The following is a 17,052-nucleotide window of genomic DNA, read 5'->3' as shown; positions in this document are numbered from 1 at the left end:
TGAAACCCTGCCAGCTGGTAAATACCCGGTAAACGGCCAGTACCCTATTAAACATAGAATTACTGAAATAAAGACAACACTAGACATTGGTCGATGACGCGAAGGAATTTGATCTGTCGCAAGTTTTCAATATGCGTAAAGTTAAATAGGCCCTCTGATGAGGGCCTATTTAACTTTATTTACTCATCAACTGGCCAGGTATAGGGGACTGTTGGCACAGACAAGCCGCGGTCGGTAATAGATTCTGCTACTGTCTTGCTTGGATCGGTGGGTGCCCACAGGTCCTGACTGAACGCAAGCGTAGCATCTTCAAGTGTAATATCGCCCAGCACGCCACTGGCATCAATGTCGAACACAAAACTGCCCGTGCCATCATAGCTGCACGAAGCGGTGGGCGCATATTCAATGTTTGCTTTACTGCCGCTGCCGTCATAGGTTGCCGTTGCAGCGTCGTACTGGAAGAACTGACGCTGTGAGAATGCCTGCATACTGTGGTCATTGCCCGGTCCTGCCCAGTTACAAATAAAACCCTGGATCAGGCCGTCTGTATCCTCTATTTTTGTACCGTAACCAAAGTGCGCTTCCCCGTTGTCCAGGCTGGGAGAGTTAAATCCGATATTAAAAATTCGGCTGTTACTGTCGTTCACCCCGGCCTGCCAGACATAGGCATATTGCCCTGCCAGCGTCGTCAGATCAAAGTTGGCACCAAATATCGAAAAGTTCTCGCTCCAGCCATCCGGATTATCGACACTGTGGTACTTGTTGTTCACGTCGACCTGATTGTCGCTGTTGAACATGCCGCTGTTGCCGTGACCACACAGCGTCGCAACCCGGGCTTGCAAAGACATGTTGTCACCAGCGCGCTCATAGGCCAATGAGCCCGCCCGGGTACGCTCATTTTGCGCGCAATTCCCGCCGGGAAATTCAATGCCACTTACGCCCTGCTCGCCTTCAACCAGATAGGTCAGATGGCCAGAGTAATTCAACAGATCGGCGCCGGGAGTATGCGCCATAGATAACGAAATATCGTAATCGGAGCCACTCACAGTATACGTGAGCGAAACGGTATATTGCCATTCACTACCCGCACGAGTGATGGCGGCAGTGCTAAATGTTACGCCAGACACGCCTTTGGCATTCATTTCACCAGTGACATCAATACTGCTGCCATCCGCGGGCAGACTCACTCCCGAGTCGAGCGCTGCTGAGACCATACTGGCTAAGGTCATCAGGCTCATGCGCGACTGATCTCTGAGTCCGCTCAATAACGCATTGGTCTGCGCCACTGCACAGGCATTACCATCACTGTCACTTTCCAGCCACAGCCCTAAATCACCACCTGGTAACGTGCCAGACGCCGAGGCAGAATCGGTTGCATCCGGATGTCCTGTATAGGCTACCTGAGGCCCAAAACAACTGGCATTTGTGCTGTTGCGATAGAATGACTGAACTCGAAACACATCCAGCAAAGGCACAGTACCGTTAAGGATCCGGCCAATTCTTTGCGTCGACCACAAATAAGTAGGAACAGCAGGACCATACTCTACGGCAGGCCTTGCTCCAAAGCCGCGTTCAACCTCATTACTGCTGTCACTAAAAGGTGACGAAGCCATGACCTCTCGGGGGAAGTAAGCGCCACGTGAATCATCTGGTTCATTCTGGTCGCCGCTGTCATTCGAGCCATTATCACCAGAATCGGAATTGTCATCGCCAGAATCCGTATTGTCGCTGCTATTGTCTGTGCTATCACCTGACGGTGCGTCACCTGATGGTGTATCACTGGACGAATCGTCATCTGAAGGTGATTGCTGCTGGTCCTGTGTATTAGTGTTGCCGGGCTCATCATTGTCCGATGACGAGCACCCCGCTAGTAATGCCAGTAAAAGATAAGGAATATATGTTTTCATAGTTGCATACCTTGCTGTCTAACCCGCTTTAAAGGTAAGCCAAAAAGACCAGCAGCTCAAAAAACAGCCACCCTGAAGTGTGAAAATATGTTTTACCTTTTGCAGCTAACCCTTTGATGTTTCTGCTTTTACACAAAACTATTAAAAGCATGTATTCTCATTTAGATTTAACAAAATTGACTAGTGTAGTGATTAGATTACAGTTTATTGACTTTTCCAGAATAAAAAACTGTCATCGCCAAAGAACAAATATCGAACAACTTATTACAATTAAGCCCAGCAGACTGTATCCGAACACGCTATCTTTCTCCGTTCAGATAGCCTGATTACACTCAGACTGCTGAATTGCAATGTGTATTAACTCAAATAGCTCAGCCATTGGCTCTTCAACTTTGTTATAGTCTTTTTCTTTCAGCAGCGTATCGATTTTTGTCACCGTCTGATAAATATCATGACAATCAAACATCGCTGATGTGCCTTTCACCGTTCAGATAGCCTGATTACATTCAGACTGCTGAATTGCAATGTGTATTAGCTCAAATAGCTCAGCCATTGGCTCTTCAACTTTGTCATAGTCTTTTTCTTTCAGCAGCGTATCGATTTTTGTGACTGTTTGATAAATATCATGACAATCAAACATCGCTGATGTGCCTTTAAGCGCGTGTATTGAGCGTGCCAGTCCGTCAAAATCGTGGTACTTAAGCTGATTTTGTAATTGCACCAGTTGTTCATGGAGTCCGGCGATATACTGGGATTTCAGCATGGAGAACTCTTCATCCGGTAAAGCCAGGTCGTCCTCAACGGTGATATTCAGATAGTGGCTGACTTTTTTGGCAAACTCAGCTCTGTCAATCGGTTTAGCAAGGTGGTCGGTAAAACCAAGCTTGAGATAGCGCTCAACTTCATGGCTCATGGTATTTGCCGTTAACGCGATGACTGGTGCCGTACAACCTGTTGCCTGGATAAAATTAAACGCCTGCTCTCCATCCATCACCGGCATCTGAATGTCCATCAGGATCAGATCAAATTCATCATCTAGTACCGCTTGTACGGCAAGCTGGCCGTTTTCTACTGCCGTTACACTGAGCCCCATTCGCTCCAGAATACGCGTGATCAGTCGACAGTTATCCACATGATCTTCGGCCAGCAGCACCTCGCCTTTTAATGATTCGGACTCAAAACTCTCAGCCTCTTTACCGGGCTCCTCAGTTTGGTGAATTTCCGAGAAGGTGTTCAGCCATTTAGTGCGTTGCGTGGTGTATAGACCCACAGACAAAGTAAACGCTGTACCTGAACCTACTTCACTTTCTACCGTAATATCGCCATCAAGCTTCTGCGCTAAGCTTTTCGAGATGTTTAGACCTAAACCCGTGCCGCCATATTTTCGGGTAGTGGACGAATCGGCCTGATGAAACGCATTAAACAGCTCTTTTTGCTCCGCAGACGTCATGCCAATCCCGGTATCCTGAACCCGGACCGACAGCGTTTCCTGCGTACAACTAACATCGATGGATATTTTACCCACAGAGGTAAACTTAAGCGCATTTGATGTCAGGTTGAGCAGTATTTGCCGCAGCCGGGTTGGGTCAATCACAATATAATCTGGCAGCGGAAAATGATAATTCAGTTCAAACTCCAGGCCTTTGTCTTTGATCTGCTTGCCCAGCAATGATTCAACATGAGTAATAGATTGAAACAGGTTCGCCTCGATGAGCTCTACTTCCAGGCGATTTGCCTCGATCTTAGACATATCAAGAATGTCATTAATCAAACCAAGGACGTGGCGAGAGTTTTGTAAAATCACTGAAATTGCATGATTGCGTTCGTGAGGTTTGATATCACCCAGCATAATGCCATCTGCATAACCAATGATGGACGTCATTGGGGTGCGGATCTCATGGCTCATATTTGCCAGAAAACGGCTTTTCGCTTCACTGGCGTCGCGTAATTCCGACGCCAATTGCTCTAACTCATAAGTCCGCTTAAGTACCTTAGCTTCGAGGTTTTTATTCAGCTCTATGTTTTCTTCATTCGTAAGCCGGTATTTATCGGCCACCGCGAATGCCAGTAATAGAGCATCCAGAGCCGTACCTATCAGCCCAATTAAGTAAAGGTTGACCGCGATAGGCGGGAGTAAACCAAGATTAGTGAAATTTCCAACCATGTTAGGAATTGCCATACAGACATAGGCCAAAACAAAATAGCGTGCCGGTTTAAAGCCTTCCATCAGGCGCAGCACGCCAACGTAAAGGCCCATACATAACGCAGATCCTGTAGCTAATGTTGCCCATAAAAAGCCAAATCCGGGAAACAAAATACAAAACGGTGTACCAAGTGCGCCGATTGCACCAACCCAAAGCGACGCCGTGGACAATGCAGGATGCGTCTCTTTGAGCTTAAGCAGTTGGTTATAAAACAGCACATTGGTTATCGGCGTCAGCGCAAAGCCCAACCAGTGCAAATGGGCTGAATAAAAGCCAAAGAGTTGATCCGAAATATGGAAGAAGTGGCTCCAGGCGAACACCCAGGTTGCGGCAAACATGGCATAATACAGGTGTGTCATTTCTTTAGAGCCGATATAAATCAGTAAGTTGTACAAACCAAGTACGATACCAACGCTAAAACACAGCGACATAAGCAGGTTATCAAAGGTAACCTGCCGCTCAAACTCTTTGACCGGGACCAGTTCCAGCTTAATGGGCGTATAAAAGTAATCGCTTTCAAACAAAGTTACGATGAAGTAGCGCTGTTTGGGTAACAAATGGATTTTATTGCCATAGTGGAAGGGGTACTCATTTGCATGCATCCCCCCGGTAAAGAATCTTTCTACCCCCGTTTGTGAGTAAATCCGGGTTTCAACATTAGATAGCACCGTATTATACGGGTAGAGCACCAGGTCCTGATACCTGGAGTGGTTTTCAATTTCTGTCACCAGCCAATATCGGCCAGAAAACAGTGCGCGTTTGGTCTGCTCCGGATGGGTATTTGCCCATTGTTCAACCTGGGCAAAATTATCCGGAAAACGCGCATTATTTTGAGCCGACAGCACCAATCCGACGTCATGCAGATTCTGCCCACGCTCTGAGCCATCAAACACGTACACACTGGCGCTCGCAAAAAAAGTACACAGGCACAGCAGCACGGCACTTAATAGTCTTACACTACCCATTTGAGACCTTAATTGTGACAGCCCAGGGCAAGTGCCTGGCTAAAATCGATACGAAACATCCACCCCAAGGCGTCTCCCCTCTCCTTTAAAGTCTTCCAGCATGCCCAGAAAAGCACTCAAATCAAATTTTAAATGACTGTACTCTTTATCAAACAGGTTCTTTCCCCATACGCCAATACGCCAGTCTCCTTGTTCATAGTGCACGCTACCGCGCCACAAGGTATACCCGGACTGCATCGCATAGGCATTTTGGTTTTGGTCGAAGTAATACTCCGACTGATAATCAAATCCGATCGTTGAAACCAGCTCTGCGCGCCCAACAGGTAAAGAGTAAGTGATATCGCTATTGATGTTCCACTTCGGTGTGAAAGGCAAACGATTGTCTGTAAGTACATTGCCCACAGGGTCAATAAACTCGTCGAAGTCGGCTTCTGGTATGTACCCCGCCGCACCTCTGAACTTAACTGACTCACTGAGCTTGTATTGCATCGCCAGCTCTGCGCCGTAGATTGTTGAACTGCCTACATTTTCCAGCAATTGCAGCGGTGGAGCACCAGGAGTAGTTGACGCCTGGTTCATAAATACCTGTTGCTTGCTGTAATCATAGAAGAATACGGCACCATTTAACGACAAGTTATCGGCGTTATTGTACTTCGCGCCAATCTCATGCGCATAGAGCTCTTCGGGGTCGTAGTCGGCCATTCTGGCTTGTTCACCCGTGGCCAAAAGCCCCCCGTTATATCCACCACTTTTGGTACCATTGGCCAGGCTATAATACAGCATCAGAGACTTTGAATGCTGATAATTCCAGGCAACACGACCTGACAGGCCATCATCTTTCACTTCACCCATTACCTGGTAGTAAGGTATGGTGACTCCCTCTAGCTGGTTAATATCTAACACGGTATTCAATCGAGAAATTGAGTCGTATTCAACCGTTTCATCACTGTAACGCAGCCCCACGGTAATGCGATGAGCATCGTTAAGCTGCCACTCGTATTGCGCAAACGCCGCCACAGACTTAACGATAATTTCGTTATCATAGAAAAAAGTGTTGGTCAGTGTGGTGTCCAACAGGCCACGCATGTCGCGTAAAATGTCATTAAAATTATCCTGGTAGATACGCTCTTCAATATGGAACAAGCCCAGCGTTAAATGGTCGCTATTAAGGGCGCTACTATACCTCAATTCGTTGGAGAGTATTTCATTTTTAAGGCCGAGCTCCCCTTCGCATAATCGAGCAGGACTGCCATCACAGTTAAAGGCATGGCGTCTGTCCAGACGGTTAAAACCATTGATGTAAGTTAATTGCTGGCTGTCTGATATTTGCCAGTCTCCCTGCACTGTCCAGCCTTTATAAATTGACAAATGTGGCGAATCATTGTTGACGCTGACGGCCCAATAATCCGAACTACCATCATTGAAACCAAACGCGTCATAACAGCCTGGGCCCCCAGCCTCAGCAGGCGTACAACGCACTCCGTTGACCGGATCTTTAAAAATACCGATACTGCCCACAGGCTGAACAATCCCATCCCAGTGACCGTATTCAAGCTTGGCATACAGTGAAAAAGCGTCCCACTCAGCTAAATAACTGAGTCGAGCGTCTTGCTGCTTAAGGCCGGCTTCCGGTGAGGGTTCAAATACGTTATAGCTGGTGTATTCATAATCGGTATGGTTAAAAGAAAAGCGCAGTGCACTTTGCTCATTCACCCGCGCATTATAGGCTCCCTGTACCCGACGCCACTCATCGGTGCCAACACCCGCTTTAATAAAACCATAATTGCCGTCATCCGGGCGCTTGGTTCTGACAAGTAAAGCACCACCTGTGCTGTTACGGCCAAACAAAGTGCCTTGCGGCCCTTTGAGTACTTCAATTTGTTCGACATCAAACAAATTCGCAATCTGGTTATTTGCCGAACCAACAGGTCTGCCGTCAATATACATCGCAATGGGCGAGGTGTTAGCGGTGTTGTAGTCAATTAAGCCCACACCTCGAATGTTCAACGCAGGCGGTGTACCTTCGGCTGCATTTTGACTAATTTTAAAGTTGGCGACATAGCCACTCACTTCACTGACGTCCTTAATGCCCTGACGGGTAATATTGTCGCCATTGAGTGTGGCAATTGAGATACTCACTTCCTCTAAGGTTTGTTTACGTTTTTGCGCATACACTTCGATGACTTCCATACCTTCATCATTTGCAAAAACACTTACGGGAGAGAAAAAAAATGTAATTAATGAAATTGATATCGCTGAGAGTTTAAACATATCCATGCTCTTATTCTGCTTCACGCTTGTGCTTGTTTGAGTATAGTCGAAATGCAAAGACCTCCAATAAAATTGAAGGTCTTTTATCTATTATATCAATAGTTAGCTGACTGAGTTGGCCGAACGGCGAACGCCCCAATAACGCACTTTGGGTTAATCCGGTTTAAAGCCGTCCTCACCACTGATATTTTCCGGCAATCCACAAATTGCCCGGGAGGTCTGCATACCGGCCATCACTGCCGCTTCAACACACCCGGCGTTAACCCCTGTACTGATCCAGTCGCCGGTCAGATACAGGTTTTTAAACACCGTGCCATCAGTCGGCAACCGATATTGGCTACTGTCAACGACAGACAACACGTACCGTTCACTCGGATCCACATTGACACGCCAGTATTGACTGTCAAATCGCGCTTCTCCCTGCGCAGTGCTGTCGTCATAAAGCGTGTTCCAGTTATACTGATCCGCGGCATTGTAGGCGTTTGGCCATAACGGTTTCATTTCCGTTGCCAGCTTATTGATGGCATTGTCTTTCACCTTGGCTTTTTGCTCTGCCGGAAAACCATGTTCGCTGCTGGGTGGATATTCTGCGCACCCAAATGCACTACAAAAATAGGCGATATTTTTTGGCCCATTTGCAGGCCAATCTTCATGTGGTAGCAAGTTAGACATGGCGGCCCAGGTATCAAAAGGCTGCGAAAACCCACTCAAGATAGGCCGCTCTTCACTCGGTGGCGTGTAATTGAAGCCGAGCTGCTCATCTGTCTGGTTAAGCCATACCTGAAATGCCTGCGTAGCAACGGTTTTAACTTCGCTGCTTTGTAAACGAAGCGCGCTGTCCAATGCTAATAACTGTGGACATAAGTGTTCCAGCCCACCGACAGAGATACCGAAAATCACTTTATCGAAATCTCGCCCTCGTTTAAGCGACAATTTTGGCAATGGTGTGCCAAACTCAGCCTCATAAAGTGCAGGCCAGTTACTCCAGAAAGATTCCAGGTTCACATTATGTTGTTGTAACAGCGCAGCCTGCGCGTCATCAATTTGCTCATAGTTGGGCCTGTCTGGCCAACAGGGTAAGCCTTTGACATCAACAAACGGGTCGTAATTGCCATTTTTCAGCTTCACTTGTTGCGTCATGGCAATTTCATCAACGACGTATTGCCCCGAGACTGACGCTGGTATGAGCTCATCGACCTGATGGAAGTACTCAAACTTTACGCCGCGCTTTGCCAACAGCTCATAGATAGGAGAGAAAATAATATCACCCATACCGGCCTGCATTTTCCACATCACGCCGCCACGGTAACATAACATCAACCGCAACATCGCCAGCGAGGCTACCCCTGCTTCAACGTTGCCGTCGTCAAAATCACCATCCACATAGCCAAAAACCAGATCGTAAAAACCGCGTACCGGGGCCGACTCCACTACATACTTTTCATCCGCACCGTTGCGCTTCAACCAGGCTTTAAAATCATATTGATTGATTGCCTCAAAACCATCGGAGTGGACATGATCGCGCAGCAAACCAATGAGCATCGCAATGGCCAGATCAGCACAAATGTATAAGCGGCGGATGGCTGGGTGTTCATCCAGTAAATCCCGCGCTTCGGCTCTGAGCCAGCGTTTAAGTTTGCGCACGATATACCAGGTCACCAGTCGGTCACGACTGTTAGACAAGTTTTTGTCTGCCGCGCGCAGGTTCAGCAACTCATGCAGTTGGGTTATCAACAGTCTGGGTGTCGACCAAATTTCTCTGGCCTCATCTTGTGCACTGTCAAAAAAGTCCGAGACCTTGTCTTCCAGACTATCAAACGCTGAAGTGATTTCGCTGGCAAGGTGCTGTAGCAGACCACGGTCACGCCGTTTTCGGGTTTGCAGTTTGATTTCCCGGTGTGCCGCCGCCACTTCGTCTTCCAGTCCGTCAATCCACTTATGCAGCCAAGCTATGGTCATTTGGATCAGCTGCCAGAAGTGCAGATCCAGTGTACCGTCAGCCGGATTGCCAGGGATCAAAGGAAAATCCACTGGCCAGGTTTCCCATTCGTTGTCGATAAATTCCTGCAACACCACAAAACTGTGTGGCTTCAATGCCTGTTGCCAGGTCGCAATGGGCACTGAACTGGGCCGGTCAAGATTATTGTAGACGGTCTCAATGGCCCGAAACGAGTTAACATAAGCACCAAACCAAACGTGCAAGCCATGCTCTTCAATACGCTCATGGACATCCGGGTTGCGCCCGCTGGCGCCCTTGCCACCGAGGCGCCAGCCAAGCTGATAAACCGTAATATCGTACTCTTGCTGCCAGTTTTCTTTTTCTGTGAGGTAAACAGCGGCCGTCATGGCAGATACGCCACCACCCAGAATCGCAATTTTTTCTTTACTCATAATGGCCCCTACCCCAAGTCCGCTCTGACGATTTCATGTGCCCCGTCCTGATCAAAGTCCATGCACAAATAGTAAGGCAGTTTTGCAAACTGCTCTCCCACTGCAATCCCAAACATGTCCTCTAGCGGAAATGCAGCAACCTGATTAATGGTGACTTTATATTCGTCTTTCAAAAAGCCCAGTTTGTGCAGTTTCTTCACTTCTGAAGGCGAGTGAACAACCGCACTGTATACACTGTTGGTGGCAAAGCCATCTGGGAATTGCTTAAAGAAAATCTGGTCCAGCATGGGATTGGTAAAGCCGGTCAGTAATTGCTTAATAAACTCACTGCTGATGTCAATTTCACTGGCACTTTCATGGAGTAGCTCAGCCACTTCTTTGCTGATTTCGACCGCCTCCTCAAACCAGGTATCGTCATCAGCCACCCGATCAATTGACAGTAACTCATACCAGGCCATTTTTTTATTGGGGTCATAAGGCTGAAATGTCTCAAGGCTCAGTGAAAAATGATCCGCATGACGGCGATCCGCAGGCATCTCATAACGACACAGGTATTTGTTATAACCCCAGGTTTCACGCCCGTTTATCAAGGCATTGATATTATTAACGGTGATAAATGCAGGATACCAGTAAAGATGAGTCATACGATTGGTGTTCTTGCACACCTCTGCAACCGGCACCCAAATAATGATATCCGTTTCTTGCATGTAACCGTAATTACTAAAGGGAGGCACCTTAGAAGCGATATTCTCGATGTCGGTGAATGTCAGCAGGCAATGGGAAGAAATCGCCTTGTAGCTATTGGTTTCATTGGGAACGGAGTTTAATGTAGCATCAAAAAACGCCTGTATTGTCTCTATTTTCCCTTTTAAAAAGAATCCATACATCATTGCATTGAGCATTCTGCAGGGCGGTTTGGCGATGGGGTTACCCAAAAAATGGCGATAAGGGATGGTCAGATTTTCAGACATAGAAAACTCCTTCTATAAAGCGGTGGTAATATGCGGCGACAGAAACACAGCAGCACCAAGAAAAACTTGTTACCACTGCCCTTGCGCTATCAGCAACCACCACCTCACAACCTAACGTTGTACTTCCATGACCGATAACCGGGGTGTTAAATACCCGCAATGATTAAGATGACACTAAGTTTAGTTCATCTTTGATACGTCGATAGTTAAATTTGATCTTAGCCAGCTGCTCAACTTCTCCCTGGCACCTTGCCAGATAGTGCTCGTGGGCGTCGTTGTCGTAATGCTCGGACAAACGATTCATAAAGCCATGTTCATACCGTGTGCGGAAGCATTCAACATTAGGCTGCTGCTGCAGTATTTCCATCACAGGTACAATGTCAAAGTGGCTTTCCTGATAAGGAAAAAATACATCTACCCGGCAGCCCGGGTTCAGATGCAAGAAGTTGCGGAGCTGGCCGGGGTAAAATGCGATGAGCTTTACGGAACTCTTTAGCGCAATGGCAGACAAAGCACGCCAGGCAGCCACAGCGCCTGCACTGAACGCAATGATCAGCTCCGGCTGATACGCCAGGATGTCATCCAGTACCTTTCGCATATAGGCGTCATGGCCAACTTCATCAACAAAGGCCTGATAGACCTGCGCTTCAGGCAGGTGTGTTTTAGCCTGGAATTCGCCATAAGGCGAGCTGACTTTGCAATCGCTGTCCAGACTTTGTGCAAAGTCTTCCAGGTAGTCGCTATGACCGAATATATCACTGACGATAAGCGTAACCATGATTGTCTTCTCTTATTTCCACAATATTTATTGTATTAATCGTTACGCCAACCTCCTATCTTAACCGAAAAGTGCACCGGTTGCAGCGTAACTCAGTTTGTCTTTCCATGCTTTTTAATGGTGCACACTGAGAAGGGGTTCCCTAAAATGTAGCAAACCATTACCATTTGTAAAAATAATTTAAAAGTAAAAATCGCACTGCATCTTTTCCCTTAAATACTAAGCCAAAGAGCCCATATACTCGGCTTTCTTGCCACCTTTGCTAAACTCACTAGTTAACAGGTGTTGGCGGAGAAGTACGTGAGACTTATTTTGCTGTTGTTAACGTATTTGAGTTCATTGAGTTATGCTCACAACAGTGCGCCTGTCATATCGTGGATCACGTTAGATTTTCCACCCTATTATATCTATGCAGACAGAGATGAAGGCGAAGGTCAGAATGAACAATTAATTTCGTTGCTTCATGCCCAACTGCCCCACCTGGCTTTTCAGCGTCAGGGATTTCCCGCCAGTCGCGCAATCCACGAATTAAGTCACAGCGACACCGCATACTGTATGGTTTCTCTTTATAAAACCGCCCAAAGAAAAAACATATAACCTATACAAAGCGTTATACCACCGTTGGTCTCTCGCCTGGTCTGGCACTTCGTAAAGAGACAGTGCAAAAGCTGGGGCTGGATATTCATCAAGCCGTGTCACTTGTCGAGCTCATGTTAAAACACCAGCTCACACTGGGCGTTGCACAAAGCCGTTCCTACGGCGAAAAACTAGACCAGCTCATCGCGCGCTTACCACCCGATCAGGTGGTTGTGCGCCCCGGATGGGATACACTGCAAAGCCTGACCAACATGCTCATCAAAAAACGCGTTGATTTGGTCCTGGGCTACCCGAGTGAGCACTATTATCTGAGCAAACGTATTGGTTCAGACAATTTGCTCCAAGTCTCTCTGGCCGGTGTGCCACTGGTTGCCAAAGGCTACATTGGCTGCACCAAAAACGCTCAAGGTACACAGGCAGTCACGGTTTTCGATGATGCTTTACCCAGGATGGTGGCAACGGCTGAATACCGGCGTATTATGTTAAAATGGCTGCCAGATCACTTACGGCGAAAGCTTAACAGGCACCTCACTACTGACATCAGGTTACTCAGCAATGAGGTGCCCACCACAACAGAGCAAAAATAGCTCTCTGTTAACGGTTTTTATAGAAATAGCTTTCTTTTTCTATCGTGATACTGGCGTCTTCCTCAGCCGTTACCACAAAGTTGAGCGGCGTTGCCGTGCGACTTAAATCGTAACCGTCTGCAGTAACAGTAACCGGCACCAGCAGCATTTGTCCGCCCTCAATCTTAATTGAATCCGGCGCAGATAAGCTGGCGTGTTCTATGCCACTGATCCCGATGCGATAATGAAGCGTTTGCTGGGTTTTGTTGATAATGCTCAGGGTATACGGGTTTTCTACCAGCCCCTCGTAGTTGACACGATAGAGTGCATTTCTGTCGCGAATAACGGAAGCTTCGATGGGCGTGCGATTCATAGCCCAGACAACCATAGTCACCACAATCATGGCAAATAAGGCGGCATAACCGACCAGCTTTAACCTGAACGGATTGGTCTTTTTACCCGACAGCGTATTTTCACTGGTATATTTAATCAGCCCGGTATCATAGCCAAACTTGTTCATAGTCTCATCACAGGCATCAATACACAGGCCGCAGTTAATGCATTCGTATTGCAGGCCATTTCTGATATCAATTCCCGCCGGACACACCTCAACGCATAAATTACAGTCAACACAATCGCCTAACCCCATGGCTTTATGATCTGCTTTACGTTTTCGTGGGCCACGGTTTTCACCGCGTGCAGCATCGTAAGAAACAACTAAGGTATCTTTATCAAACATCACCGACTGAAAACGTGAATAGGGGCAGGCCACGTTACACATTTTCTCACGTAAAAAGCCGGCATTCCCGTAGGTACAAAATGCAAATAAAAACACCCAAAAGCTCACCAGGCCAGACCATTGCAGTGTAAACATCTCGGTATATAACGTTTTGGCCGGTACAAAATAGGCCATAAAAGACGTCGCGGTAAACACAGAGATCAGCAACCACACTGCGTGCTTAGCCAATTTTTTGGAGACTTTTTTACCATCCCAGTTGCTTTTATCCAGTTTAATCCTTTGGTTTCGAGTCCCTTCGATCCGATGTTCAACCCAAGTGAACATCAGCATCCAAATCGTTTGTGGGCAAGTGTAGCCACACCACACCCTGCCTAACCAGTTAGTCACAAAAAACAAGCCAAATGCGCCAGCCATAAATACCCAGGCCAGGATCATGAAATCATGCGGTAATAAAGTAACACCAAAAATACGAAACTGCTGAGAAGCCACATCCAGCAATACGGCCTGCTGGCCCTTGTAGGGGATCCAGGGAATAGCAATAAAAACCAGCATCAGGAACCAACCCAGATAGCGACGGATCTGCTGGAATGGTCCCTTTTGCTCACGGATATAGATCGGCCCATCCTGCTTATAGGGCTTGATGATCATATCTTCTTCTTTAATATCGAACTTCATAATACTTGCTTATTGTCAGTGAAACACACTCATTAATTTGCAAGTTTCAGACCAAACTGAAAGTTTTTAACTACATGTTTTTATTGGATTTATAAAATCACCCAAAACACCAATTCGTGATAAATCGCGAACACTCGCTAAATATCGCGTTCTCTTTGAATATTTAGCTTCTTCATCTTTGAGCGCAAAGTGCTTTCAGGCATTCCCAGCAATGCCGCTGCACCCTGCTCCCCGGCAACCCGCCACTGACAGATCTCGAGCACTGATATAATGTGTTCCCGTTGGGCATGGGCAAGCGACAGATCCTGAGACACTGCCGCCTCGCCCATATTGGCAGCCAGCGCCTGCGTCAGCCTTAGTGTTCTGCCACTGGCTAAAATGGCTTCACGTTCGAGAATATTTTGCAGCTCCCGGATATTGCCGGGCCAGTCATAGGCCTGGAGTTTCGCCAGCGATGACTTGGCAATACCGCGTAATTGCTTACCCAGCCGGGCATTGAGCCGGGACAGCATGTTGGCACATAACAAGGGGATATCTTCCAGCCGCTCTCTGAGCGCCGGCACTTTGATTGGAAAGACATTAAGCCGATAGTACAGATCCATCCTGAAATCGCCCTTTTCAACCATCTGCCACAGATCCCGGTTGGTTGCAGCAATGACGCGGATATCCACCGATATTGTTTTGCTGCCACCAACACGTTCAAACTCCTGCTCCTGTAACACTCTCAGCAGCTTGCTTTGCGCCTCCAAAGGTAACTCGCCTATTTCATCTAAGAACAAGGTGCCCTGATGGGCCAGCTCAAAGCGCCCTTTGCGCCTTTCATTGGCGCCCGTAAACGCGCCTTTTTCATGGCCGAATAATTCGGATTCTAATAAACTCGGTGAAAAAGCCGCACAGTTAACCCGCACAAACGGCTGGGTACTGCGTAAACTCAGACGATGCAGGTTGCGCGCAACCAGCTCTTTACCCGTACCGTTTTCACCCAGGATCAGCACGGTACTGTCGGTCTGGCTGACCAGCTTAATTTGCTCCAGCATGGTCTGAAAAATATGACTCTGACCAACCAGACCGGAATCTTGCCAGTCTTCGTTAATTTCTGCCAGCAGGTAGCTATTTTCCTCTTTTAACTGCTCGGAGAGCGTCTGAACCTGCTCAAGCGCATCCCGCAGTGCCCGCTCGGCCTCCACTTGCTTTGAGATATCGCGAAATATCGCGACCGCACCGACAATCTGATCCTCTTTGAACACCGGTGTCGAGGTATACTCCACCGCAAAGCAGCTACCATCTTTGCGCCAGAATACTTCATCAGTGACATGACGGGTTTGCCCGTCAAACATAGTACGATAGATCTGGCAATGATCGGCGGGGTAAGGTGTGCCGTCTGCGTAACTATGGTGGTGATACTGGTGGATTTTCTTGCCGAGCAAATCATCAGCAGACCAGCCGGTCATTTTTTCAGCCGCCGGGTTGATAAAAACAGCATTGCCGGACAAATCAAAGCCATAAATGCCCTCGCCAACGGCGTTGAGCAGTAAGCGGGGATCATTTAAAAATTGTGCAATTACAGAAGACATAGATTACCTCGTGACATTTCACGAGGTAATCTAACATGACTGGGACGCAAGACAAACCAAAGGCTAAGCCTTAAATAAAGAAAGCGCCTGTGCATCGAAGTTGCTGAGGTTCGGGAATAAATCCGTTAGCTCACTCTCTCCAAGACCAAACCAGCGTGCAAGCGGGGCAAAGTATTGCTCGTTACTGTAGGCCGGGATCAGTCGTCCACCGCCGACATCATCAGGGCCATCCAGCCGCTGCGCCATCATTGCACCATGCAAATCCCCCCCTTTAACGGCGCCACCCAGCACCAGCTGGTTACCTGCCCAGCCATGGTCGGTGCCATCGCCGTTTGAGGTCAGAGTGCGGCCAAAGTCAGACATAGTAAATGTACTGACCTGATCGGCCACTCCCAGCTCGGTTAGCGCATTTTGGAACTCTCCCAGGCTGTTTGCCAACGCCCCCAGCAACGCAGGGTGCGTCGATTCCTGGTTGTCATGGGTATCAAAACCACCCATAGACACAAAGAAAATTTGCCGCTGTGCGCCAAGCTGCGACTGAATACTGATGGTTTTTGCCACCGCAGCTAACTGGGCTGAGAGGCTTGATTCACCAAACTCCGTGGTTAAGGTTGGCGCCTGCTCAAGCAAGGTGTTCATGTACAAGGTATGCTCAATAGACCCGCTTAAGCGGCTGGCATAAGCCGATGCCAAAGGGTGTGAAGCCTGGCTAAACAAGGTTTGCATAACGCGCCGCACATGTTCCACCCTTGGCTCATAGCCACTCAGCGCGTTAATTTTACTGACTCCACTCTTGCTCAGGGCAAATGCACTGCTGTTCGTGCCGGTTTGCCAGGGGTTTGCCCCATCTATGGTGATGTTACTGCCAAATACGCTGCCCTGCTCCAGGCGCTCCAATAACCTTGCTCCCCAGCCGGTATTCAGCGTTTGCTTTTCCTGACCATGCATCCAGGTTGCCTGCTGATCATTGTGCGAAAACAAGTGCTGCGGTAGCGGGACACTTTTGGCCTGGTACTCCGTTAATGACGTGGGCGCAATGAGAGTACCTACCCCACCCACAAATGCCAGATTTTGCTGATCAAAGTAAGATTGTAAAGGTGCCATAGCCGGATGCAGACCAACCCCGCCTTCAAATTCACTGGCGGTAGAGAGCGAAATTGCCTCTTGCACCGCCAGATTCTGCCGACTCGCTTCGTACCAGCTGCGCTGCTCGCCCGACAGCGGGACCAGCATATTCATGGAGTCGTTTCCGCCGTACAGATACACGCATACCAGGGCTTTATAGTCCGAAAAACTGCGCTGCTCAACACTGCCCGACAGTGCCTGGAGCTGCAAGCTGGTCAACGCTGCCGCCGACATGCCGCCCTTCAGGCATAATGATAAGAACTCTCTTCTGCTTTTATTCATCATGTCT

General features: G+C 48.0%; 11 protein-coding genes. 1 reads left to right on the top strand and 10 read right to left on the bottom strand.

Annotation, left to right across the window (positions count from 1 at the left end):
* Positions 1–179: 179 nt before the first annotated feature.
* From L1285_RS12545 to L1285_RS12515, 7 genes are all read right to left on the bottom strand, one after another.
* On the bottom strand, positions 180–1,907 hold the full coding sequence (locus tag L1285_RS12545; protein ID WP_235412596.1) for a hypothetical protein: 1,728 nt from the start codon (positions 1,905–1,907) through the stop codon (positions 180–182).
* A 313-nt stretch (positions 1,908–2,220) separates the two neighbouring features.
* On the bottom strand, positions 2,221–2,373 hold the full coding sequence (locus L1285_RS12540; RefSeq protein WP_235412595.1) for a hypothetical protein: 153 nt from the start codon (positions 2,371–2,373) through the stop codon (positions 2,221–2,223).
* A gap of 21 nt (positions 2,374–2,394) precedes the next feature.
* Positions 2,395–5,076, bottom strand: coding sequence for an ATP-binding protein (locus tag L1285_RS12535; RefSeq protein WP_235412594.1), 2,682 nt, complete (start codon positions 5,074–5,076; stop codon positions 2,395–2,397).
* Positions 5,077–5,115: 39 nt separating this feature from the next.
* Positions 5,116–7,266 (bottom strand): TonB-dependent receptor, encoded by a 2,151-nt coding sequence (locus tag L1285_RS12530; RefSeq protein ID WP_235412593.1) that lies wholly within the window; start codon positions 7,264–7,266, stop codon positions 5,116–5,118.
* Positions 7,267–7,500: 234 nt separating this feature from the next.
* A complete protein-coding gene (locus tag L1285_RS12525) occupies positions 7,501–9,738 on the bottom strand; it encodes an NAD(P)-binding protein (RefSeq protein ID WP_235412592.1) in 2,238 nt (745 codons plus the stop codon).
* Positions 9,739–9,746: 8 nt separating this feature from the next.
* Positions 9,747–10,709 carry an acetoacetate decarboxylase family protein gene (locus L1285_RS12520; protein WP_235412591.1) on the bottom strand — a complete coding sequence of 321 codons (963 nt, stop codon included), beginning with the start codon at positions 10,707–10,709 and terminating at the stop codon, positions 9,747–9,749.
* A gap of 163 nt (positions 10,710–10,872) precedes the next feature.
* Positions 10,873–11,487, bottom strand: coding sequence for a hypothetical protein (locus tag L1285_RS12515; protein ID WP_235412590.1), 615 nt, complete (start codon positions 11,485–11,487; stop codon positions 10,873–10,875).
* Between the two features lie 659 nt (positions 11,488–12,146).
* Between L1285_RS12515 and L1285_RS12510 the strand changes: the two genes are divergently transcribed.
* The gene (locus L1285_RS12510) at positions 12,147–12,671 is read left to right on the top strand and encodes a transporter substrate-binding domain-containing protein (protein ID WP_235412589.1); all 525 of its coding nucleotides are present in this window, start codon (positions 12,147–12,149) and stop codon (positions 12,669–12,671) included.
* Positions 12,672–12,678: 7 nt separating this feature from the next.
* On the opposite strand, the gene ccoG is transcribed toward L1285_RS12510, so the two are convergent.
* The 3 genes from ccoG to L1285_RS12495 form a co-directional block, all read right to left on the bottom strand.
* On the bottom strand, positions 12,679–14,064 hold the full coding sequence (ccoG, locus tag L1285_RS12505) for a cytochrome c oxidase accessory protein CcoG (protein WP_125780251.1): 1,386 nt from the start codon (positions 14,062–14,064) through the stop codon (positions 12,679–12,681).
* A 137-nt stretch (positions 14,065–14,201) separates the two neighbouring features.
* Positions 14,202–15,638: a sigma-54 interaction domain-containing protein gene (locus L1285_RS12500; RefSeq protein ID WP_235412588.1), complete on the bottom strand. Its 1,437-nt coding sequence runs from the start codon at positions 15,636–15,638 to the stop codon at positions 14,202–14,204.
* A 63-nt stretch (positions 15,639–15,701) separates the two neighbouring features.
* Entirely contained in the window at positions 15,702–17,045 is a 1,344-nt protein-coding gene (locus tag L1285_RS12495) for a DUF1501 domain-containing protein (RefSeq protein WP_235412692.1), read from the bottom strand.
* Positions 17,046–17,052: the final 7 nt, after the last annotated feature.

The organism is Pseudoalteromonas sp. DL2-H2.2 (assembly GCF_021532535.1).
In the GTDB taxonomy this organism is placed as follows: domain Bacteria; phylum Pseudomonadota; class Gammaproteobacteria; order Enterobacterales; family Alteromonadaceae; genus Pseudoalteromonas; species Pseudoalteromonas rubra_A.
Note: the sequence above shows the minus strand (reverse complement) of the source record. Positions and strands in the feature narration are given on the sequence as shown.